Below are 22,337 nucleotides of genomic sequence, written 5' to 3' on the forward strand. Positions count from 1 at the left end.
CCAAAATAAGAAATCAATCGCAGGCAAAGGATAGTCGCTGATGAAAGAATCTGAATTAATGGCTCTTGTACGAGATTTAAGGGTGAATATTGAAGGATTTATTCCCGGATTGTACCTGTTTTACTGCAACACTTCAGAGGACGACTGGAGAAAAGCTGGTGAAGCGCGTCTGGAACAAATTGAGAAGGCCCATCGATTAATTCAATATCTGGATAAAGTTAGCAGGGATTTTATCGAGATTGATAATACCCTGTTTCAAAACCAGAAAAGCTACATCAAGGCCAACTTTCAGCGCATCCATGAGTGGCTTATAGACAAGTCCGATGTGGTTATCTACCACGTTACAAAATTTCATATTTTTAATGAAAATCCCTTGGGTATCATTGTCCTCGATCGCCCCGAAGATACCCGAAAATGGCATTATTTATATGCCGGTTTTCAAGCGCTTGTTGCAGATGTATATTATCGGGTTGGATATCTCAATCAGCTGGTTGAGGAAAAGCTGGAAGAAATACCCACCGCTCAATCGTCTCCTTTGAAAAAAATTACAGAGAGAGCAAGCGATTCCAAAGAGCTTAATTACTATTATTATCAGTACGGCCGGGAATCTTCACTTAGGATACCAGCAGCCTCATTTTTTGATAAAGAGAATGCTATTCAGTTATCATCAGAACAATTCGGAAGTTTTGTTCTGGGTGTTTATCATTTTTTAAATCAGTATCAACCTGATTATGCAGAAATATCCAGGCTTTGCGCATCGCAAAGTAGTCATCAGTTATTATTGATTTTTAAGGCGGTTCACAAACTTGCCCCGCATCATCTTGATCTCACCGAAAGCCTTTATCCCTATCCACAAGACCCATCAATCCAGGCACTTAACAGAACACTGGAAAATACAAAAGACTACCCTGCCCTCTCACTTCTTCTCCCCAGCTATCGTAGTGAAGCCATGATTTCAATTTTGGAAAAACAAATTAAAATCGAACAGGAGTTCAGTGGTTTTTTTAATGAAGATACCAGGAAATCACTGAGTGATATGCCAAAAAAAATATATAACTCGCCCATTGAAACGATTAAAACATCCATATTGACAATAAAAGAAATTAATCAGCAACTCCTTAAAATGAGAAATTTACTGGATATTAATCTGCTGCCGACTAATGAATTACATTCTATTTATATTAACTTCCTCTCTTATGAAGAAATGCTTTATGAAACTTTAACTATCTCCGCAGGTTTAAACTTCCAGGAGCTGGAGTTTTCAACTGTCATTTCGCCTCTTGAACAAAACGATGGATTATTACAGGGAAGCTATCAGCCCCTGCTGTTTGAAAGCTACTATCTCCTGAGAAGTCTATGCATTGCTTTATCCTCAATGTTAAAAAAACCTGCCTTTACACGCCATCAAGATAGTGAGAATCTGAAACAGTCTTCGCGAGAAAAAGATTGCATTTACTATTGTTTGGGCCGGGATTTAGATCTAAACGGATTAGCTCCAAGTAAAATAGAGTCCTCTTATTCTGCTTATCTGTCAGGTTTATATTTTGCATTGTATCTTTATGACGAAACGCTGCCTGTTCCTCCTCAATATCCAGAAACAGGCAAAGCGGAACTCATGCAGGCGGTAAATGATGTCAGAAAGACCATTCTTTATCGATTCGCAGCACAATCCCTTAATCAAGCTGAGCTTAAACCCTATATCCCTGTGAACCCTTTTGAGCAAACTTTAAAACTTAGAAAATCGATTAACACCCTATTAAGCCTTGCGGCAGTCAGGGAGGTGGGAATGTATGCCTTGCCGAGAAGACAGTCTGAAAGAACCTCCTCTCCCCCTGTAGAGACGGCGGCCAATTTATCTCTGTGAGTTTTGAAACTAAAGTCTTGCTTTTCTAAAGCCTGAGGGCTTGCACTTTCTACTATTTTTATAGTAGCATCTACTAAAAATATAGTAGGGATATGTTTAACTAAATTTCCAGGTTCGGCGCTTGCGATATTTTTGCATAATGAAAAACATGTCGTCTTTGCGAACGAAGTGAAGCAATCCACATCGAGTCTTGAACTAAATCAGGAATTGGATTGCTTCGCTAACGCTCGCAAAGACAGTTTTGGTACAGGTATCTTTATTCATGCAACAACATCGCTTTATACGAAATCCATTTATAACTATCGGAGTAATCAATGCCCGCACATTCGACTATGGCTCATGAACGCCTTCTCACTGAAGTAGAGCTTGAACTGATGAATATCATCTGGACTTTAGGCAATACCACGATTAAAGAAGTGGTTTCACTGCTTTCCAAAAAAAGATCCCTGGCCTACACCACCGTCGCTACTGTGTTCAAGGTGCTGGAAAAGAAAGGCTTTCTCAAATGTCAGAAAAGCACTCATGCCCATATTTTCATACCCGTTGTTTCAAAATCGGATTATGAAAGCACTTGCCTTGATCATGTAGTCACCAATGTGTTTGATGGGGAGCCCCTGGCACTTGTCCAACGTCTGCTAGTCGCCAATAAACTGCAACAGCAGGATATTCAGGCGATTGAAAAAGCGCTAAAAAAGTTAAGCACCAATGAAAACCTGACAGGAATTGAATAATGTTATTTCTGGAAATTGTATTAAGCATTCATTGCCTGTTATTGTTAAGCTCCTGGTTTATCCGGCTCCCCTGGTTTGCGAAGCAACCCTCCCTCAAGCTTAAGCTCACCCGTCTTTTATTAATCAGTTGCCTCATTTCGCCGCTGATAATTCAAAGCATTCCTTCAGCGCCGAACATAAAACTGCCAAAACTCGTCTCACTGGACAGTCTTCAACACTATATAAAGCAGCCTGTTGTAAGCAATGACTTAACTAAATCAGGTCTTGACTCCCCAATACCCAAAGTTAGCGAGCTAAGTTATCTAAAGCTTTTTCTTCTCCTATTTGGTTTATTTATTTCCATTCGCATTTATCGGGTATGGGCGGATTGGACTACATTACGAAGGCTTTTAAGCGAGGCCATTTCTTATCGAAGCGCTGGTAGACTGCGGGTGAAAGTCTCTCACCAATGCCATATCCCCTTTTCAGTCAATCTGTTTGGAAAAGCCTATATAGTGTTGCCGGTTTCATTATTGTCTACTCCGAAATACGCAAAAATTGCGATTGCTCATGAGGGTCAGCATCATCGTAACGGAGATTGCATATGGGCTTATGTCGTTGAAGTTTTAAGGATTGTTTTCTTTGCCAATCCGGGCATCGCTCAATGGCAGCGTGTGTTAAGCGATTTACAGGAATGTGCCTGTGACGAAAAAGTAGTCGGTCGCCGCAACATTTTAGCACTCGATTATGGCCGCTGCCTTTTTCATGTTGTACAAAACTTGTCTTCTAATTCTCTGCAATCAATTCCTGCGTTTGCCTGCACGGTAGGTATGGCTTTAAGCAAAGAAAATAAAGACTCCACTTTTATTATCAGGAGGATTTCAATGTTAAACCAATACTCAGGCAATACATCCCGAAAAATGATATCGGGAACGGCAATTGCCGCATTTTCCATTTTGCTGCCACTCTGCGTGGCCTATTCCGCTAGCGGCACATTAAGCGCGACGCAAAAAAAAGAAATGGACTTATCCGCGCTCGATCAAAAAATTCAGACGATTGCAGAAAAGGAAGTCAGCAAAGCGATTAATCACTACCATGCAAAATCGGCTGTTGTTGCTATTGCAGATGCCAGTACAGGAAACATAATTGCTTTTGCTGAACTAAGTCAGGATAAGCAATATCCCAGTTGGAAATCGCGTATTTTCTCTCCCGGTTCTACCATTAAACCTTTTATTGCGGCCGCAGCAATTGATTCTGGCAAAAGCTCGGAAAATCAGGTCTATGATTGCCCTTCACCCTATTCTGTAAATGGGAAATTGTTTAGCAACAGCGATCGAAGCGTAACTACGGTCTCCCTGTCTCAAGCTATTGCGAAATCCATTAATGTGTGCCTGATTAAAGTGAGCGAACAAACGGGAGCTTCGATTATCAAAGAGAAACTAAGCCAGTTTGGATTTGACCTGAAGACCGGTTGGCAATCTGGCCAAAATGAAAGGCTTCAGCTTGCAGAGACTGCTGTGGGGGAAAATATTCCGGTGACAATTGAATCGCTAACTAAATCTTACGCCATCCTGGCAAACAAAGGTCATCTGTTTTCTACCGCCAGGCCAGCAGTGATTTCAGAACAAACAGCCAGTTCTGTCACTCATATGCTTGAAAATGTGGTGAAAAAAGGAACAGGAACACTTGCTGATATTCCAGGTATTCCAGTCGCTGGTAAAACGGGAACACTTCTGGAAAATCCTCAGGATTCCCAGGGACTTCAGCTTGCCCTGTTTGCCGGATATATTCCTGCAAATGCACCCCGCTATGTAATTACCGTCATCATTGAAGAAGGTCATCTGACTAAAAATGGCGAGGTATTGAGGAATGGCGGAGAACTCGCGGCTCCCGTATTCCGTCAGATTGCAATTGAAAGTCTGGCCTTAAGCGCTACAAGATAATCCTTCCCCTCTGCATTGGCAGAGGGATGATGTATCCAAATATCAGAGAAATAATGAATGAAAAAATACGCCTTGCTGTTTCTTTTACCTGTATTAGCTTTTGGCTCTTCACTACCGCCTCAGAGAAGCTGTTTTCTGATCAAGGAAAATCAAAGGATCCTTAAACAGGAAGGAGAGGACTGTAATCAACGCTATGCACCCGCATCGACCTTTAAAATTGCATTAAGTCTTATGGGATTTGATTCAGGTATTTTAAAAGATTCGCTTCACCCGCTTTGGCCTTATAAAAAAGAATATGAACTGTATCTTAATGTCTGGAAGTACCCTCACAATCCCAGGACCTGGATCAGAGATTCCTGCGTCTGGTATTCTCAGGTATTAACGAGACAACTGGGAATGAAACGTTTTAAAGCCTATGTGCAGGCATTCGATTACGGTAATCAGGATGTTTCTGGTGATAAGGGGCAAAATAACGGTTTAACCCATGCCTGGCTATCAAGCTCTCTCGCCATTTCACCAGAAGAACAAGTCGATTTTCTTCAAAAGCTGATCAATCATCAATTACCCCTGCAAGACAAAGCCTATGCCATGACCAAAGAAATCCTCTTCATTCAGGAGCTGGTCGGTGGCTGGAAATTATATGGAAAAACGGGTAGTGGACAACAATTGTCGGCGGACAAAAGCCAGAAATTAAACTTGCAGCATGGATGGTTTGTGGGCTGGATAGAAAAGGATGGACGCGTTATTCGCTTTGCAAGTCATCTGGCTGACAGCAAGGAAGAATCGAGTTTCGCAAGCTTCAGAGTAAAAAATGAAATGATGATAAAATTATGGTATCTCATTAATGAACTGGAGAAATGATCAAATAGCGAGGATAAAGGTATCCAGTCAGAATCAGTAACATGTTTTGATTTAAACTTCGCCATTTCTGGATGCCCCGAACAAGTCGTGGCATCCAAAGATCTAACCACCTGCCTGCGGTGCTCTTTTCTCTTCAGCAATCATTTCCTCATACTCTTTTACACTATGAGGTTTATAAAAGTTCCAGAAATGACGTTTCATTTCGCAGAGGTTTTTGATTCTGTTTTTAATAGCAGCCTCATCAAAATGCTTGCTTTCATCAATAACATCATCTAAAACCCCTTTTAATAATCGCACTTTTTCGGAGTTTTCGCCGCGCGTTTTTCGATTAATCCCTTCACTGATATTAAAAATCAGTTTTTCGAGAATTTCACGATATTCTGTTCTTTTGGCATGATTTACAATTGGCTCATTCAAAAAAGTTTTTAATTGCTCAATCCCCTCATCAGATCTTGAGGAGATTATCAGATGTCTGAGCCTGGCTTTATCGGCCCATTGAGTAAAACTGATAAGCGCGTCATGATTCTGAATATCACATTTTGTACCCAGCAGTATAATTTTGGATTTTGGATACTCTCTGATAATTTCGTCAATTTTGTGTTGATAATCGGCTATATCCAGAGGCTCGTCTAATGAAATGTCAACACAGTATAGTATGGTTTGTACACCATTAAGATAGGCACTTCCCAGGCTTTCATTAAAGGGGTCATTTACTGTGTCACAAAGCTGGGCTCTTTTTTTGCCATGAGAATACTCAAAAAAATCATGACCAATGGTTCTTCGGTATTGGGTTTGAAAGGAGCTTCCAATCAATCGGCGAACAAGCTGCGTTTTGCCGGTATTCGGTTTGCCCAGTATCGCAATTTTATATAATGACATTATATAAACTCCATCAAGCGAGGACTTCATTCACGTGGAAATTTGTCCATCCTTGTTAAATGCCTGTAATTAGCCTGCTGACTTTTGGCTGATTCTGCCTCAAGATTCATGATTATATCGTAACTCCCAGAACGTCATCCTGAACGCAGTGAAGGATCTCTTGAATCTGGCTCAGCTCCAGGTAGTTTGAGATCCTTCGCTACGCTCAGGATGACGTGCCTGGGGAGTTACATTATCTCTACAAGAGCGGTGCACAATTGTACTGATTTGTCGCTGGTCTGTCCATTTCCAAAGTGGTCAAAAGAGTAATAGCATTATGGTACTTTTTAAAAGGGGAAGTGTTGATTTTATTCCCCTCTCTCTAACTCTCTCCCCTAAGGGGCGAGAGGATTTAAATGAAAATATCTACTGGTCATTTATTTTTGGTCAAAGAATAGACTTGTTCAGCCCCCTGCCTTAACCCACGGTTTTGAAGATGAGAAGGCACATCAAAAGGTTTATTATATAATTGATTTATATCAAAACAGGCACTGTACAGTTCGGTCACCTCCTGTTCATCCACTGAAAATGGCGGTCCTCTCATTTCATCCTGTTTGTAGCTTGTTGTGATTAAGAGCATCTTTGTTTCTGGACGCATCAGTTCCGTTAAATGCCTGGCATAGGCTTGACGAAGCTCTGCCGTTAAAGCAATCAGCGCTGCCCGATCGTAAACTGCATCGATGCTGCCAATAACAGAGGGTTTGATTTCAAAAAAATCACCTGATAACAAAGTGATGGTGCCGCTGCTATAGACTGTGAAATTGTCGACTTCGACTATCCTGCAAGGAATCTTGTTCTCTTCAAAAAAAGCATCGCAAGCCATTTGACTGTATTCAACCCCAATGACCAGATAATCCTGCTCTGAAAGCCATAGCATATCTACACTCTGCCCGCACAAGGGTACAAAAATACGAGAACCCGGAGCTAAATTCAAAGAGGGAAAATAGCGCTGCATAAGTTTATTGGGTTGCTGCTGATTAAATCCAATATCCCTGGCCTGCCATTTCTCTTCCCAATAATTTTTATCCATTCAGAAGCCTCGCCTTACTATCAGTCATAAATCCTTGATTATGCCATGAAGTATGATCCAGCTAAAGATTGGGCTTTTTTCAGGTTTGTAAAAAAATTACGGTGGGAATGGGCGGGAATTAGTTTGAAACCTTCCGCTTTCGCGGAAGGAAACATGTTCGTCACTTATGATTTAGATAGTTTGATAAAGTTGGCTAGACTCATCTTCTTCAGAGCATGAAGGCAGTGAATTCCAGGCAGCACCAGCGAAATCAGCTATATTTAAAAGCGAACCCACTAAAGTGATAGCAAGAAAAGCCAGACTATAAACTGCTAGCTCTTTAGCATCACTCATTGCCTTATTTCCGTCTGCCTTATTGAAGGCTAAGTAATTACAAAGTCCCCAGAAAACACTGGCTGCAGCAGCCAGAGCCAATCCAGCACTTATCACAGTGCCAATAACTGGAGCTGTTACTATACTTAAAAGTCTGGATGAAAAATCCCAAACAGATTCAAAGGCCTCAAACAAGTGGATTTTTTTCTCGGCCGGGGTGTTACTACTATTTTGACTAATCGTGGAAAGAAGCGTGGTTCCAAATAAATTTAATCCAAAATGTCGCTTTTTCATTTTTATCCTCTTCAATTCTTAAAAAGAAGCCAATTCTAACATACTGTAGAAAAATAATGCAATAAATTTCTCACAGAACCTTTGCTTTATTAATATTTAATCTATTGGGTGAAATTATAAACAAAAGACGTTTTGCTTGTTTACATGAAGTATGAGCAAACCATGAATCTGAGTTTTCTATTTTTTAATAATTGAGATGGGAAAATGAGAGGCTAAGTTTAAATCCCCTCCGCTTTCGCGGAAGGGAAAGTATGATCTTTAATACACGGTTTAATTTAAGCCTGGGGCTTCACTTAAGTCCTCTTCTTCGGAACAGGAGGGCAGTGTATTCCATAAGGCGCCGCCAAAATCAACTATATTGCAGGGCACACTCGCTACAGCTACAAGGAAAATTCCCAGGGTAAAACCTGCATTTTCGCGCGCTTCCTTCATTTGGTGATTCCCACCCCTTATATTGCCAGCCAGGTAGTTGCAAAGGCCCCATAAAAACTGAGCAGTGGCTAATATAGCAAATCCCGCAGATATTGTCGTAATAATGATGGGAGCGACGACCAGACTGATAAGTCGCGATGCAAAGTCTGAGGCTGATTCAAACTTATCATAAAAGAGTACTCGATCCTCTCTCCTTTTCTCGTCATCCGTTATAATACGAAGCGCAGTAGTTCCAAGTAAATTGGCTGAGAAAAAACGTGCCATTTTTATCCCCTTAAATAAAAGAACTCGATGTTAACACACTGTAGAAAAATAATTCAATATTTTTTAAATGACCTTTAAAACTATTTACTATTGATCTGTTGGCACAAAAAGTGACCAATAAATTCTTTCATCTTTTTTTAATAATTTTCATAAAAACTGTAACTCCTTAGGTTGTCAAATCGTCTCAACGTCATCCTGAACGCAGTGAGGGATCCCCTGAAGCTGGCTCAGTTCTAACAGTTTGAGATCCTTCGCTACGCTCAGGATGACGTACATGACACTCAGGGTGACGTACCTGGGGAGTTACGAAAAACTTTAGCCAGTTTATTTTTTATTCTTAATTTTTCCTTAATAATTCCTGCTTAAAATGATGAGCATTTTTGCTTGTTTCAGGTTGAATTTTGAAAACACTTTATAATGTTTGTAATGAAATACAAGAAAAAGAACTTAAAATACTTGAGGTCTTTTCTTCCTTCTATAAAGAAAATCTTGAAGTGCTTAGAGAGGTTAATAACGAAAAGCTCAGTGAAACAGATATCAGGCAGTTAGAAATTTATTTATATCCCTTCAAGAAAATTTATTCGCTGATTAATCCAAACACAGCCTTGGACAGCAAAACTATATTGAAATTTTTCACTCAGAATCATCTTAAGGTGACTCCAGAAGATTCAGAAGACGAGTTGATTAAAAAACTGCTTATGCTGATTGCTTCGCCTGCCTTTCTTTCCATTCGTAAAGCAGCAGCTCTTGCCCTAAGCCAATATAAAGAAGCAAACCAGTTCTATCAGCGATTAGCGGAAATACTGGCCTGGCCCTCTTTAAAATCCCGACATCTTCAGGACAAGCATATTATTTGCGCTCAGATATTTTCACAATTTGCCATTTTAGGTAAGGAGCTTTTTGAGCTCAATCAAAGTACCGGCTCTCGACTTATCAGCGAAACATTCGCCAACATTGCCGAGTCCGCGAACCAGTTTATTGCTCCTGAACCCGACACAATCAAAGAACTGGAAAGACTCGAAGCCATTAAGCAAGAACTTCAAAATCAATTGAATCGTCTTGAACAGGAAGCCAGGAAAGTGCAACAAGCTTCTGTGGCGCTGCAGCTGAGATTTCAAATAGCTGAACAAATGATGCAATCCACTGATAAACAAAAACAAAATCAATTGTACAGCAAATGGAAAGACAGCTCGTCTCTTCTTGATTTTCCATCTGATTCACTCAGTCTGGTAAAATTGTCACAGGAAATTGCCGAACTGGAAACCCAGTTACAACAACGAAATGCAGACCTTGAGCCGCTCCAAAAACAGATTGGCCAGGTAAAAAGATTGCTAGACAAGAGCCAAATGGAAATTACACTGCAAGACTCCACTTCCACAATAAATGTGCATCCTGATGTGCTTACATGGCTTAATAAGCAATATAAGTCAGAGCCCGTTCAAACTACTTTCCGGGTCGTTTTAGAAGAGAACCTGGCAAGTAAAGAGAATCCGGAACCCACTGAATCCACACCCAGTGTCGGCACTTCAAAACACGGCTTTTTAACGAGAGCACGCAGCCTGACTAACCTCGGCAGAATAAGATCTTCAAGCTCTCCCCTGCAAAAACATGCAAGCTCTGAAAAAGAAAAAACCTTGCCGCAGAGTTCCTCTAATACGGAAGCGAAAGGAAAAGCTCGAATCCAGTTTTTTACTGATAAGGCCCATGCCGTCGAGCCATTACCACAATTGCAGCAAGTAATAAAAGAGCTTAAGTCAACCAAGAGTTTTACATTGGAACCTAAAGGACTTACAGGGTAAAATGACATAGTTTGGAACCAATCAACTAGCCTGTCGTCTTTGCGAACAAAGTGAAGCAATCCAGATCGAATTTTGAACAAGGTTAAGATCTGGATTGCTTCGCTGAGGCTCGCAAAGACGGTTTTTTGTGCACCTTTCTTCATTTATGTAACAACGTCCGGGAATGACAGGCGCATCAGATAATACTCGACATGCTACTTTACTTTCTGTCATATTACGGCTGGAAGTTACCTTTAAAGGACTAATTATGACGAAAACTCAATTACTGTTATTTCATTTTTTATTAGTATTCTTAAACAGCGCTTTTGCTGCCAATACCTGCGACGGCTTACCTCGTTCATGGCAGGGAGAAGGTCGATATGTCAGCCCGTATCTCGCTTACCTATTTGACGCACAGGCCTCATTCACCAGAGAAAATGGATTGAACAGTTTTCGATTCAATTACACTGCTCACGGTGACGTTGAAAATGGCAACACCTATTCCTATCAACTGGAATGCGAAAATGGATTTTTATCGATTAATGATGGACCAGTTCAGGGTGAAGGCGCGGTTACCGGTACCAGATTGGTATTAAAACTATTTGATGGAACAGGCTACACCTTCTTGCGACTGAAGTAGTACATTGGGGAGGCGCTTATAAAGTCTGATGGATGACATGCGTAACCACTCCCCAGATAATCAAATCCTGATTTTCAGTGATATCAATCGGTGAAAAAGCAGAATTCTCCGGTATTAGCTGAACCTGGCCGTTGATGCGTGACAAGCGCTTGACGGTTAGCTCCCCATCGACTGCCGCAATGACGATTCGCCCATGTGCAGGCTCAAGGCTGCGATCGACTACGAGTAAATCGCCATTGACGATCCCCGCATCTTTCATTGAATCCCCTGAGGCTGTTAACAGAAAAGTAGACGAGGGATGTTTAATCAGAAATTCATTTAAGCTGACATAGGCTTCAATGTAATCATCCGCCGGTGAAGGAAATCCAGCTTTCACTTTACAGCTGTATAAAGGAATGGACGCTGGATTCGCCCCTGTAATCAAACATTTTACTTCCTCAATGCGAGACATCGGAATACGCATCGCCTTGGTGGATTCACCATACTGGTTGCTGCCCCTGGGTCGCCCGGAACCTTCACGCTTCCCGCCTCTCATCAACTATCTCCGCCCATTTGATAACTGTACTTTAATCAGATTATATTGAATGCATACGGACGTGTAAAGCAGAAAGCATTCAGGGAGTATGGATGCAGTATGCGCTGAACATTTCATCTGTGGCCGCCATATCGTTATCGGGCAGAACCTGATGTAAACCTTGTAATAGTGATAAATGATTTAAAACATCCAGCAGCTGATCGGCATATAGAACAGACATACTCGGATCGGTACAATAGTCAAACCGGCTTGAATTTCCATCATCAAGGCGCCAGCCCCGCGTGGTCAAATAGCATCGGAGCGATAAGGATTGCCCGTCTTTTTTATAATCGATAGTTAATACCCCTTTTAATGAACTGGTACGAATCAGCCATTCATTCTCTTTTAATAAATGAAATCCCCGTACCCGGCCATCTTTTCCGTGGCACACTTCGTGACGAAGGCTGCTGGAGATTAAAGCTGAGGAAAAGACTAAATACTTGGTATCAGGCTCTCCATGCTCTTCTGGCTCAATGAAAAAAAATTCGTATTGGTGCCTTCTCATAATGTTTCCCTCGTCTATTAAAATATTCATTATTACAAGCAACTGATTACAAGTCGCTCTTAATGGTTCTATTTTAATCAAAAAGTAACTTTTATAGAATTAGCTGATTTGGAAACCATTTCTTTCCAAATATGAAAACAATTATTCACTAGTGTTTGTGGCTCTGACAGAGATAGCAGATTGAGAAATGTCTGGGCAGTCTCTTATTCCCTTTAATTATCAGTATTTCTGAAAACTATGCACATGCTTATCCACAGTTTTTGTGGATAAGTGAAATTGCAGGAATTAAATAGGAAAATGTAAAATAAACGAATAAATACAGGGGGTTATGAGGTTGATTTATAAAAGGAGCACTGGAAAATGCAGAAGAAGAGAGCAAAATTATCCACAAGGAGAAAATAATGCTTTTCGGGCGTGCATCTTATCCAATTTTCTTATAAAGAACCAGTCTTGACATTTCATGATTATTATTATGGGTGGATACCGCGAACAAGTCGCGGTACGTAGCAGCGCAGGCTAAAGCGATACAGCATTGGTGAATAAATCACCAAACCACCTATAATTTAATGAACAGATTAAATCAGAGTCAACATGCCAGAATCCTTAAAAATCATGATAGATGGACCCAGCGCCGGATTAGTGGAAATACTTATCGATACTGATTCATCAGCGATTAGCGCCGCCTTCATTTACACCCCAGACACTGCAACTCCTGCCCCATATGAAATGTTATTGGGCTATCATGATGCCGCCGGAGAAGCGCATCAGCTCCCCATGACTCTCCAAAAAAATGGTCAATGGACGGCAAAAAGAACGATGGCTCCTAATGAGAGCAGCGATTTTTATATGCACCCGAATGTAAAACCGGGAAAATTAACTCAGAAACCCGATATTATCAGCAAAATAGCATTGTCGGATGGAAAAATTATAGCTTCGGTTTATGAGAATCCTGAGTTACCCACAGAAAGCAAAGGCAGTATCCAAAGGCGAGTCCTTAACGCCGAGGGAATTTTAAGTGAACCAGTGGATGAGCATCATCAGATAAAACCAGGAGAGCAGTTAATAGAAGTTTACATTCCAGCGGGATATGAGTCTTCAGACTCCAAAGTCTACCCAGTTCAGGTGATGCTGGATGGCGGCATGCATTTGCGTCAGGATGCTTTTGGAAACAGCATGGGTACTAAAACTATTCTGGATAATCTGATTGCAAACGGCCGCATGCTCCCTATTGTTGCCGTCTTTGTCTCCCCTTCCCCACCCACTCAGAAAGAAGGGCAATGGGTTTCTATGCCAAGACTTGGAGAATATGCCTGCGATTTAAAAACCGATGCAATGCTAAAAAGCATTCCAGGCGCACTGAAACAAGCAGGGATGAAAACGACTGAGGATCCTAAAAAGACAGGACTATGCGGTCAAAGCATGGGTGGTCTTCAGGCGCTTTATACCGCGAAAATGCATCCTGAAATCTTTGGACAAGTGATTGCTCAATCACCAGCTGTCTGGTGGGGCCCTCCTGCCCCGCGCCTGAATAATGAAGAAAATAAATCGCCTGCGCGTTATGAAGACGATGAGACCTGGCGTGCTCCCTTGAGCAATCAGGAAGAGCAGCAATACTTATTAAAAATGCTGAATACAGGATATGACCAGTTGTCGAGACAGACTGTTCCCCAAGGGGAGGTAAGTATTTATCTGCAGGCTGGAACCCATGAAACAGGCGATAGAAACCAGGGTGACGAACCGCTTACTCAGTCGGTTATGACTTTAGCCAGAAAATTAAATATTGGATGCAAGCTTCATAATGGCGGCCATACAGCTGAGTCCTGGGCCACAGGACTGGCAATACTCCTGCCTCAGGCACACCCTGCACAGCCGGCATTAGAGACAACTGAGGAAGTCAATGCTATTAATGAAATCACTCGCAGCTCCACCGAAGAATTAATGCGTTCGGCAAACATTCAAGGAGCGGCTATTGCTTCTTATAGCGATGCACATATTTCAACTCTGTCGATAGGAACAACGGCTAAAACCCCTTTTGGGGTAGCCTCACTTAGCAAACCCGTTTTTGCTTATCTGGTCCTCAAACTTTTGGAAGCTAATAATGCCGATGAAGCGATCCCCGGTTTTGGCAAGTTTAATTCATCGGATAGCCAATTTGATTTGGATACTCCGTTGTATCAAGTGTTTCGAGATGCGAGCGGTGAAACCTTAGCAGATAATGACAACCCCTTTCTTAAGAATTTCAAACCGGAAGATTGGGATCTGGCTAAACAATTGAATGCAAGAATAATTCTTTCCCATCGGACTGGCCTGCATATTGTGGAGCAAAAGCCCTACTCCTTTCAGTTTGCGCCAGGAGCCTATTATGCTTATTCTGGTCCTGGAATTGATTGTTTACAAATGGCGATTGAAGAGCTGACTCACAGTGATCTGGAAACGCTGGCCTGGGCAAATGTGTTTGCGGCCCATGCTTTAAATATGTCTCACAGCAGTTATGGCGATGAGCCCGTTGCTGCGAATAGCTTAAAAACAACGGCTGAGGACTATGCTGCCTTGGTCAGCTCATGGATTAATGATGAGCGCCTGAATTATGCCTTCAAACCTCAGGAGCCGATTTATACGATGGAAAATGATTATTTTCCCCAATCAAAAGATATGCTGGTGGAAGAAATTACTATAGATGCAAGTGACAGAAAACAAGTGAGCTGGGGTCTGGGCGTAGGGCTGGTAATAAAAGATAAAGAGGTAGTAGGCGCTTATCACACGGGGGATATGAACCAGTGGCGCTCAGGATTTGGAGCTGAAATTGCTCCTGAAACCGGGCGTTGTCAAACTACCCGGGTTTATTGTGCCAATGGCGCGAATGGGCATATTCTTGCTGAAAAGATTTTACCCAAAGCGCTAAGCCCTGCATTAAATTATTTTTTTCCAACTTATGGTTTTGCTCGAAATGTAAAGGAACTGGACGAAACCAGTTTCCATGGGATGAATCCTCAGCGTTTAAAACCCGATTTAAAGGAACAGGCTTATCAAACAAAGAATATTAGCAATCGATACAAGGAACTCTTGCAAGGCAGTAAATCTGAGAAAACTGATGTAGCAGTGGCTGAGGTATTGGATTCAGCTCAACAGGCAAAGCCTGCAACACCCAATCCATTCTCGATGGAGCCTAAGCCCCACTGAAGGCTGGAATAGCCTGTATCGGGCTCGCTTCATCGCTTTCCATACCCTGCTTAAACATTTTTAAGCGTTCTTTACAATAGCTGACATTATTAGTCTGGGTAATACCATCCAGCCAATCACTAAATTTAGACAGTTGAATTCCAATGCTGAGCAGTATTCCGGGAGCCTGCCCTCTCTTTTCTTTCATTATTCCACGGACTCCAAAAGAAAAATCAGCGCCAGCATCTTCAAGGGCTTTTAAAACTGAATAATCAGTTTCCCTTGCAGTCTCAACACTTAAATAAATTGATTTAAACAATCTCTCACGCGATTCTTTGGCAAGGTTATTCGAAATGGTATCGCATAGCAATTTTACCAGATGCGGCTGATTGGTCTTCACGGCAAGCAATGTATAATGGAGCAGCACTTCATCATCAGGGAACCTGTCGGCCTTCTTCAATCGGTCAAGCAGCAAAGATACCGATTTGGTGTTGCTCATCCCACAGTTTCCTTTTTCTCCAATTGCCGCTTCAATAGCATCCTTACCCTTATATTTATTTAGAATGTGATCAGCTATTTGCTCATTAGACAACATTGGGTGCGATTTCTGCTGATAGTCATTGAGTAAATCACTGAGGATTTCCGGACTACCTCCAGAGGCAGCCTGATTCAGATATTGCGTGGCATTTTGACCGGATAAAATTAAATCAAAATAATTATTCTGAGTGGCGTCATTTTCAATTAAACACTTAAAACTGCCGTATTTACCACGCATTAAGGCAAAATCAAAAAGCAGTCGGCTAATTTCAGGGCGTTTAACCAGGCTTATTAACTCCTGATTGCCACTCTCCAGCATATAATCAATCACTTTTTCATTATTACTCATTACGGCATAGGTTAATCCCTTGAGCAAATCGGTACCGACAGGATTCGACTTTTCACAAATTAATTTCACAGTCCTGGCATTGTTTTTTCGGCAGGCAAAAATGAGTTGGGACAGTTTTTCCTCTTTTTTAAGCTCATTATCCCATCGGCTACAGACGGCATCTGCATCGAGATAGCGGGAAAAAAGTTCAGCAGAAGAAGGCAACGCAGGAATTCGTATCTCAGCTATGGGGTGCCTGACTACTTCCAAATCAAGACCTAAATCCCCTTTCCAGCCGCATTTTCTGGCAATTTCACGAATACCTGCTATTAAAGACTTCTCATCGGCACAGTGGATAAACCCCTCGGGATCATTAGGATCCGCCAGACGATACTGGCCATTCTCCAATCTTGAAACACTTACAGCATGATTGGTGAGTGTTAATAACATTCCCTCCCTGGGCTTAAGATCAATATCCTGAAGTACTGAAACCCACTTCTCATCTTTCGCGATCAGGCTCATTTTCAAAGAAGGTTTCAGAGGATGGCCATTAATCGACAGATTGGATAGTGAATGCCTTTGTTCTTTGGTCGAATCAAAAAGATGGGGAGAAAAGGCAACGAGAGTCTCAACTACAAAATGATTTACTTCATTTATAGAGTCTTTATCGAGCTTTTCCAGATTAGCTATTTTATCTATTATTGAAAAATATTCGCTTTCACGGTTTTCAAGAATATATTTGCAACGCAGAACTGCTAATCCCCGGCATATGCCATCAATAGGCATGCGAACAGGCAAATTCTGACTTTCCAGATATTTATTCAAATTCTTAATGACATTCGCCTGATTTCTTTTGGGAATGTTGAGCTTTTTTCTGGCAACCATTTCAGTTCGCGATAAATAACGATTAGGGTTATTTTAGCGAATTTAGATTATTGAAATATTAACAAGTGAATGTTAGGGCATCAGGAGATTTCAAAGCGCCAGAAAAACAAAAACCATCTAAAAAGATGGTTTCTGTTGCAGGTCCAAGAGACGCCCTTTGGCGTTTCTTTTCCTTACACTTTAAGTATAGTACAGACTAAAGACCTGTCAAATTTTGGCTATTTACTCACAGGCACGCCGTCATCTTGAACGCCACGCCGTCATCTCGAACGCAGTGAGAGATCTCCCAAATCTGGACATGGCATGACACAGTTGATGAACTCTCTACTCTAGTCCAATTAATTTAGGCGGACACAAATAAGCATTTCCAAGATTGGTAACATTAGTTTGTTCTGAACCCCCGCTCATATATCCACTGCGTCGATCAAAAGAGCCGCTCATTGAACCTGTCACTCCGGCACGATTGGTAACTAATTGAATATAGTTTGCACCTAATTTTGCAGCTCTGTTCTTAAGGTCATTCATTGCACCCTCTTCCAGGTTTCGATTGGAAGTAAAGCCTCCAGTGAAAAAGTTACCTTGATTGCCAACCACTTGTCCCAAGTACTTGCAACCCTTGGGTACAGGATTTGGCGAAGCAATGACACGGGCTGTTTGCGGGTCGGCCGGAATGGATGCACAGCTGCAAATCAAAGTGCCAAGAGCAAACAGTGACAAAATCTTTTTCATTTTTACAACCTTTGTTTTTGTTTATGAGCAATTAATGCGCATCAATCATAATTTATCTACAATGTAAATTCAATAAGCGAGTCTCGTTGTCAGTTTAATCAGTTTGTGAAAATCATAAACGAGGCTTAAGTACTATAATTATTCTTAGCTAACCATTAAGAATAACAATGAAAAATGATATTCTCGATTGTATTATCATTGGCGGAGGTCCCGCAGGTCTTACCGCAGGCCTTTATCTGAGCCGCTATCGCCGTAATATACTCATTTATGACGGCGGAATCAGCCGGGCTGAAAAAATCCCGCTCTCTCATAATTATCCCGGATTTCCGCAAGGTATCTCGGGCCCGGAATTACTCACCCGATTAAGACAGCAACTATCTCATTATGAGGCAACCATTATTCATGAATTCGTTGAATCCATTGAAGTGCTCGGTGATTACAATTTTCAGGTAAGCACTCAATCGGGATTTCAATACGCAAAAAATATTATTCTGGCAACCGGGGTAAAAGATATAGAACCTCGCCTCGGCAACATAAACGATGGTATTCAAAAAGGATTAATCAGGCATTGTCCCGTTTGCGATGCCTTTGAAATAATTGATAAAAAAGTAGCTGTTATTGGTTATAACAAATCAGGACTAGGGGAAGCACTATTCTTACGCGAGTACACCCCAAAATTGTCTTTACTGACCCTTGGAGAAACAGAAGCATGGAGTAAAGCAGATTTTAAAAAAATCAAAGAAGCTGATATCACTTTAGTTAACGATCATTTGCTGGAAATTGAATTAACTTCTGACTCGGCCAAAATGACTTTCGATAATAAGAAAATACTTAAATTCGATTGCCTCTATTCAGCGCTGGGTTCAGTATATAATAACCGACTGGCGAAAGATGTGGGTGCAAAGTTAAAAGAAGGTGCGGTTATTGTTAACAAACACCAGCAAAGCTCAATCAAAGGATTCTATGCGGCAGGCGATGTAGTTCATGGACTGAATCAGATCTGTGTCGCTACCAGCCAGGCAGCCATCGCCGCAACTGATATTCATAATAGATGCAGGGAGCTAACCTAACTGGCTCAGGCCACAAACTCATAACCCTAGGGCAAAGCAGGCAAGGCTGAAGCAGCAGGGAGAGCCAGAGCGCAAGAGGCATTAGCCGTTGTATTTGAAATCATTGCGCAGGACTGGTTTGAAATCGCTGACCAATAATTTGGATATTGTTTAGGAAAATAACTGTCACAGTCAGCAGTCAGATCTGCGGCGACGTCTAATGATTTTTCCAGTAGTTTCTCACCTAACTGGCAAACTTTTTCTTTTGCCAAAGAAAAAAAGCTATGTCTTGAACATACTATTGAGGAGTCGTTTCGACTAAGTGTACGACTAAAAAACTGAGGGTATTCTTTTATAAGATCTTGAACAGACTTAAGATTTAAAAAGTCTTCTGCAAGAAAATGATTATAAAAGCCTGGTTGATATTCAATTCCTGCTATTTTCGCAACCGACATGATTTCATGAGCAGTGTGAAATCCGCCTCCGCCAATGAACCCAAAGATTGCTGTAATATACTGCTTTAGTTCTTCCTTATTGAAATTTCCAATCAATAGCGCCTGTAAGAGCGAATCGGCTGTACTTCCTGAAGGTCCGGCAAGAAATGGCTGGTTTAGCCGTGAAATTTCTTCAGCCCATGCAGAATCTGGCGGTGGAATAAAAACACCTAAAACATTGGTATGCTCCTGGATCTCAAAGTTTGTGGGACACTCTTTTGGATCCGCAATCCCTGTGGTACGGACTTTCTGACCCTGATCCTTTACTTTAATACGCATTCGCGGTATTAAAAAATTTTCCTGAAATATTTGTTTATGAATAGCCTTTTTGCAGGCATCAATATCCTGTGGCCTTGCGCTTAATTTTTTCGCTACCCGCTGTGATACACTAAGGTTTCTAGTCTCGGTTTTCTCAACAATATGCTTCACATGTCGATCAGGTAAAAAATCATAAATTTTTTCGCTGAAAAATTGATGCAGATGCATAATTCGCGGAAGGTTTGTTATCGGGAAAGTAGTCAGGTCATCAATGATTAATGCCATAATATCGCTTTGCAATGGGCAATAATCAAGAGCAGGGCCAAAAGTGCCAAAATAGTTATCGCTATAAAGATCGTTAATCCCCTGATCCGTTAAGATATCATTGTCTATGAGAAATTGTCGGTTTTGCTGACGAGTCAATAAATCTGCAATGGTTTTGGACATTTTTTCTACAGCAGGCAAAGTCTGTGGATTTTTAAGAATTAAGGCAGTTAACCTGGCTTCGAGGCAGAAAATTTCTTTGTCTGATCTTGATTTAGGCATGATAGCGGCTTGGTATCTCATTTTCACCGAACAGGAATGCACATATTTTATACTGACAACATTAATTGAATATTAACTGCGAAGCTGATGGCCTGATTGCTCTATTACCAGTATCTGACATTCTATTCACACAGTTATCAACAGATTTTGTGGATAAGCAGACACATGATTTAAAGTAAATTCGGGATGACAAGCCTTTGCTGGTAAGGGTTTTATAAACAGATGAGGAAATTACAGAATTTGAAACTATTAGCCAGGAATTATTTTATTCACAGGACAATAAATCCTAACAGATTTTTCGGAAATGCATTCTAACTCTTTTTTTTTGGAAGAACCAGTCTTGACATTACAATACTTTTTTTAAGAAAAGAGTTGTATAAGAACGTAACTCCCTGGGTACGTCATCCTGAGCGTAGCGAAGGATCTCCTGAGTCTGGCTCAGCTCTAAGCAGCTTGAGATCCTTCGCATGCATGTCATCTCGAACGCAGTGAGAGATCTCCCAAATCTTGGTTTGTGCCAGCATTCGGAGATCTCTCACTGCGTTCGAGATGACGGCGGGCCTGTGAGTAATGACACAGTTAATGAACACTCCCTCCACCCCTAATATCAGAGAGCTCCCAAATAATCCTGACCAAATTGTTCGAGATATCCCTGATAATTTCCTAAATAATTCTGCGCGCCGTAACGCTCGGTTAACACAAGTACTCTGGTAGAAATTTTATCGATAAAGTACCGATTATGGCTAACAAATAATACAGTTCCCGGATACAGGCTTAAGGCATCGATTAAAGCATCAATGGACTCCAGATCCAGGTGATTGGTGGGTTCATCCAGAATGAGTACATTAGGTTTTTCCAGGATGATCTTTGCCATAACCAGGCGTGCAGACTCCCCTCCGCTGAGCATGGCAATTTTTTTATCTACATCCGTACCACGAAATAAAACCTGGCCGAGGATATTGCGTATTTCCTGGGAGGTAGCCACCGCATTCGCTTCCATCCATTCTAATATAGTCATCTCAGGATCTAATAAAGTACGGTAGTCCTGAGAAAAATACCCCACGGTTACCGTTTCGCTCCATTCAAAGCGCCCATTATCCGCAGAAAGCTCGTTCAAAAGAATTTTCAAGAGAGTGGATTTTCCAATACCATTAGGCCCGATGATGGCACATTTATCATTACGATAAAGTGAAAAATCAACTTGATTTAGTACCTTTTTCTCACCAAATGTTTTATGAATATTTTCAACATTAATGATCGATTTACCTGAAGGCCTTCGCTGCTGGAAATTAAAATATGGCTTCTGAATATTGGAATCTTTTATTTCAACCAATTGAATGCGATCAATCATTTTTTGGCGAGAAGCGGCCTGAGCGGCTTTGCTTGCCTTAGCGCCAAAACGATCGACAAAAGTTTGCATCGCATTGATTTTCTTTTCCTGATTCTTTAGCTCACTTTGTTTTAATATCAGTTGCTCTTCTTTAGCCGTCACAAATTGATCATAGGTTCCAGGGTAATTGGATATGGTATCGTAATCAATATCCAGAATATTGGTGGATACTGCATTCAGGAAACTGCGATCATGCGAAATGAAAATAAGAAGTCCTGGAAATGATTTTAAAAATTCCTGCAGCCAGGCGATGGAAACGATATCCAGGTGGTTGGTGGGCTCATCCAGTAACATAATATCCGGTTGCTGATAAAGAACCTGTGCCAGTAATACTCTTAATTTATAACCTCCGGATAAGGCACTTAGGGGCTTATTATGGTATTTTTCAGCAATCCCAAGACCAAGGAGCAAACTTTTTGCTGATTGTTCCGCATCGTAGCCGTTATGATGCATCACAATTTCTTCCAGCTCACCAAGGCGATATCCGTCTTCCTCGGTGAAATCTTCTTTAGTGTACAGTTTATCTTTTTCAGTGAGCGCATCCCATAAGATGGCATTGCCTTGAATCACCACGTCAGTAAGCTTATCCTCTTCATAGCGAAAATGATCCTGCTTTAAAATACCGACATTTAAATTTTTCGCCTTTTCCACAGAACCCTGGACAGGCGTTTCTTCACCAGCAAGAATTTTTAAGAAGGTTGATTTTCCTGTACCATTGGCACCTACCACACCATAGCGCTGTGAAGGCAATAAAATTAAATCCACATCCTGGAATAAGGATTTTTTACCAAAAACCATACTTAAACTGCGTACATCTAACATAGAAAACGGCCCATC

The 22,337-nt window shown here is 41.3% G+C and carries 18 protein-coding genes; 8 read left to right on the top strand and 10 right to left on the bottom strand.

Annotated features, from left to right (window positions below):
• Positions 1-40: 40 nt before the first annotated feature.
• The 4 genes from B1207_RS00830 to blaOXA all read left to right on the top strand — a co-directional run bounded on the left by B1207_RS00830 (position 41) and on the right by blaOXA (position 5,378).
• Positions 41-1,864, top strand: a complete 1,824-nt coding sequence (locus B1207_RS00830; protein WP_112218107.1) for a hypothetical protein — start codon at positions 41-43, stop codon at positions 1,862-1,864.
• A gap of 314 nt (positions 1,865-2,178) precedes the next feature.
• Positions 2,179-2,595, top strand: a complete 417-nt coding sequence (locus tag B1207_RS00835; protein ID WP_112218108.1) for a BlaI/MecI/CopY family transcriptional regulator — start codon at positions 2,179-2,181, stop codon at positions 2,593-2,595.
• Positions 2,595-4,517, top strand: a complete 1,923-nt coding sequence (locus tag B1207_RS00840; protein WP_112218109.1) for a M56 family metallopeptidase — start codon at positions 2,595-2,597, stop codon at positions 4,515-4,517. Before B1207_RS00835 ends, B1207_RS00840 begins: the two co-directional genes overlap by 1 nt.
• Positions 4,518-4,574: 57 nt before the next feature.
• Positions 4,575-5,378: a class D beta-lactamase gene (gene blaOXA, locus B1207_RS00845; RefSeq protein WP_112218110.1), complete on the top strand. Its 804-nt coding sequence runs from the start codon at positions 4,575-4,577 to the stop codon at positions 5,376-5,378.
• Between the two features lie 102 nt (positions 5,379-5,480).
• On the opposite strand, the gene B1207_RS00850 is transcribed toward blaOXA, so the two are convergent.
• From B1207_RS00850 to B1207_RS00865, 4 genes are all read right to left on the bottom strand, one after another.
• Positions 5,481-6,257, bottom strand: coding sequence for a GTP-binding protein (locus tag B1207_RS00850; RefSeq protein WP_172458052.1), 777 nt, complete (start codon positions 6,255-6,257; stop codon positions 5,481-5,483).
• Positions 6,258-6,669: 412 nt separating this feature from the next.
• On the bottom strand, positions 6,670-7,326 hold the full coding sequence (gene tmpT, locus B1207_RS00855; protein WP_112218112.1) for a thiopurine S-methyltransferase: 657 nt from the start codon (positions 7,324-7,326) through the stop codon (positions 6,670-6,672).
• A 171-nt stretch (positions 7,327-7,497) separates the two neighbouring features.
• Positions 7,498-7,932, bottom strand: a complete 435-nt coding sequence (locus B1207_RS00860) for a hypothetical protein (protein ID WP_112218113.1) — start codon at positions 7,930-7,932, stop codon at positions 7,498-7,500.
• A 270-nt stretch (positions 7,933-8,202) separates the two neighbouring features.
• Positions 8,203-8,628: a hypothetical protein gene (locus B1207_RS00865; protein ID WP_112218114.1), complete on the bottom strand. Its 426-nt coding sequence runs from the start codon at positions 8,626-8,628 to the stop codon at positions 8,203-8,205.
• A 401-nt stretch (positions 8,629-9,029) separates the two neighbouring features.
• Here B1207_RS00865 and B1207_RS00870 point away from each other — a divergent pair, with 401 nt between their 5' ends.
• Together B1207_RS00870 and B1207_RS00875 are read left to right on the top strand one after the other, a co-directional pair.
• Positions 9,030-10,427: a hypothetical protein gene (locus B1207_RS00870; protein WP_112218115.1), complete on the top strand. Its 1,398-nt coding sequence runs from the start codon at positions 9,030-9,032 to the stop codon at positions 10,425-10,427.
• Positions 10,428-10,674: 247 nt separating this feature from the next.
• Positions 10,675-11,046, top strand: coding sequence for a hypothetical protein (locus B1207_RS00875; RefSeq protein WP_112218116.1), 372 nt, complete (start codon positions 10,675-10,677; stop codon positions 11,044-11,046).
• A gap of 16 nt (positions 11,047-11,062) precedes the next feature.
• Here the strand turns inward: B1207_RS00875 and B1207_RS00880 are convergent, their stop codons facing one another.
• Positions 11,063-11,584 carry a LexA family protein gene (locus tag B1207_RS00880; RefSeq protein ID WP_370637198.1) on the bottom strand — a complete coding sequence of 174 codons (522 nt, stop codon included), beginning with the start codon at positions 11,582-11,584 and terminating at the stop codon, positions 11,063-11,065.
• Between the two features lie 76 nt (positions 11,585-11,660).
• The gene (locus B1207_RS00885) at positions 11,661-12,125 is read right to left on the bottom strand and encodes a hypothetical protein (RefSeq protein ID WP_112218118.1); all 465 of its coding nucleotides are present in this window, start codon (positions 12,123-12,125) and stop codon (positions 11,661-11,663) included.
• A 591-nt stretch (positions 12,126-12,716) separates the two neighbouring features.
• On the opposite strand from B1207_RS00885, the gene B1207_RS00890 reads away from it, so the two are divergent.
• Positions 12,717-15,305 carry an alpha/beta hydrolase-fold protein gene (locus B1207_RS00890; protein ID WP_112218119.1) on the top strand — a complete coding sequence of 863 codons (2,589 nt, stop codon included), beginning with the start codon at positions 12,717-12,719 and terminating at the stop codon, positions 15,303-15,305.
• Here the strand turns inward: B1207_RS00890 and B1207_RS00895 are convergent.
• Positions 15,292-17,034 carry a hypothetical protein gene (locus B1207_RS00895; protein WP_112218120.1) on the bottom strand — a complete coding sequence of 581 codons (1,743 nt, stop codon included), beginning with the start codon at positions 17,032-17,034 and terminating at the stop codon, positions 15,292-15,294. The genes B1207_RS00890 and B1207_RS00895 overlap by 14 nt on opposite strands.
• A gap of 324 nt (positions 17,035-17,358) precedes the next feature.
• The gene (locus B1207_RS00900) at positions 17,359-17,763 is read right to left on the bottom strand and encodes a DUF4156 domain-containing protein (RefSeq protein ID WP_112218121.1); all 405 of its coding nucleotides are present in this window, start codon (positions 17,761-17,763) and stop codon (positions 17,359-17,361) included.
• A gap of 167 nt (positions 17,764-17,930) precedes the next feature.
• On the opposite strand from B1207_RS00900, the gene B1207_RS00905 reads away from it, so the two are divergent.
• A complete protein-coding gene (locus tag B1207_RS00905; protein WP_112218122.1) occupies positions 17,931-18,833 on the top strand; it encodes an NAD(P)/FAD-dependent oxidoreductase in 903 nt (300 codons plus the stop codon).
• A gap of 26 nt (positions 18,834-18,859) precedes the next feature.
• Here the strand turns inward: B1207_RS00905 and B1207_RS00910 are convergent, their stop codons facing one another.
• Positions 18,860-20,110 (bottom strand): hypothetical protein, encoded by a 1,251-nt coding sequence (locus B1207_RS00910; protein ID WP_112218123.1) that lies wholly within the window; start codon positions 20,108-20,110, stop codon positions 18,860-18,862.
• A 607-nt stretch (positions 20,111-20,717) separates the two neighbouring features.
• Positions 20,718-22,322, bottom strand: a complete 1,605-nt coding sequence (locus B1207_RS00915; RefSeq protein ID WP_112218124.1) for an ABC-F family ATP-binding cassette domain-containing protein — start codon at positions 22,320-22,322, stop codon at positions 20,718-20,720.
• Positions 22,323-22,337: the final 15 nt, after the last annotated feature.

The sequence above is a fragment of the Legionella quinlivanii genome, from assembly GCF_003265995.1.
Classification (GTDB): domain Bacteria; phylum Pseudomonadota; class Gammaproteobacteria; order Legionellales; family Legionellaceae; genus Legionella_C; species Legionella_C quinlivanii_A.

Coding starts and splice junctions, on each gene's coding strand:
- tmpT (WP_112218112.1), bottom strand. CDS start 7,326: ATGGATAAAAATTATTGGGAAGAGAAATGGCAGGCCAGGGATATTGGA.
- B1207_RS00840 (WP_112218109.1), top strand. CDS start 2,595: ATGTTATTTCTGGAAATTGTATTAAGCATTCATTGCCTGTTATTGTTA.
- B1207_RS00865 (WP_112218114.1), bottom strand. CDS start 8,628: ATGGCACGTTTTTTCTCAGCCAATTTACTTGGAACTACTGCGCTTCGT.
- B1207_RS00860 (WP_112218113.1), bottom strand. CDS start 7,932: ATGAAAAAGCGACATTTTGGATTAAATTTATTTGGAACCACGCTTCTT.
- B1207_RS00885 (WP_112218118.1), bottom strand. CDS start 12,125: ATGAGAAGGCACCAATACGAATTTTTTTTCATTGAGCCAGAAGAGCAT.
- B1207_RS00875 (WP_112218116.1), top strand. CDS start 10,675: ATGACGAAAACTCAATTACTGTTATTTCATTTTTTATTAGTATTCTTA.
- B1207_RS00915 (WP_112218124.1), bottom strand. CDS start 22,322: ATGTTAGATGTACGCAGTTTAAGTATGGTTTTTGGTAAAAAATCCTTA.
- blaOXA (WP_112218110.1), top strand. CDS start 4,575: ATGAAAAAATACGCCTTGCTGTTTCTTTTACCTGTATTAGCTTTTGGC.
- B1207_RS00890 (WP_112218119.1), top strand. CDS start 12,717: ATGCCAGAATCCTTAAAAATCATGATAGATGGACCCAGCGCCGGATTA.
- B1207_RS00910 (WP_112218123.1), bottom strand. CDS start 20,110: ATGCCTAAATCAAGATCAGACAAAGAAATTTTCTGCCTCGAAGCCAGG.
- B1207_RS00850 (WP_172458052.1), bottom strand. CDS start 6,257: ATGTCATTATATAAAATTGCGATACTGGGCAAACCGAATACCGGCAAA.
- B1207_RS00905 (WP_112218122.1), top strand. CDS start 17,931: ATGAAAAATGATATTCTCGATTGTATTATCATTGGCGGAGGTCCCGCA.
- B1207_RS00830 (WP_112218107.1), top strand. CDS start 41: ATGAAAGAATCTGAATTAATGGCTCTTGTACGAGATTTAAGGGTGAAT.
- B1207_RS00895 (WP_112218120.1), bottom strand. CDS start 17,034: ATGGTTGCCAGAAAAAAGCTCAACATTCCCAAAAGAAATCAGGCGAAT.
- B1207_RS00900 (WP_112218121.1), bottom strand. CDS start 17,763: ATGAAAAAGATTTTGTCACTGTTTGCTCTTGGCACTTTGATTTGCAGC.
- B1207_RS00835 (WP_112218108.1), top strand. CDS start 2,179: ATGCCCGCACATTCGACTATGGCTCATGAACGCCTTCTCACTGAAGTA.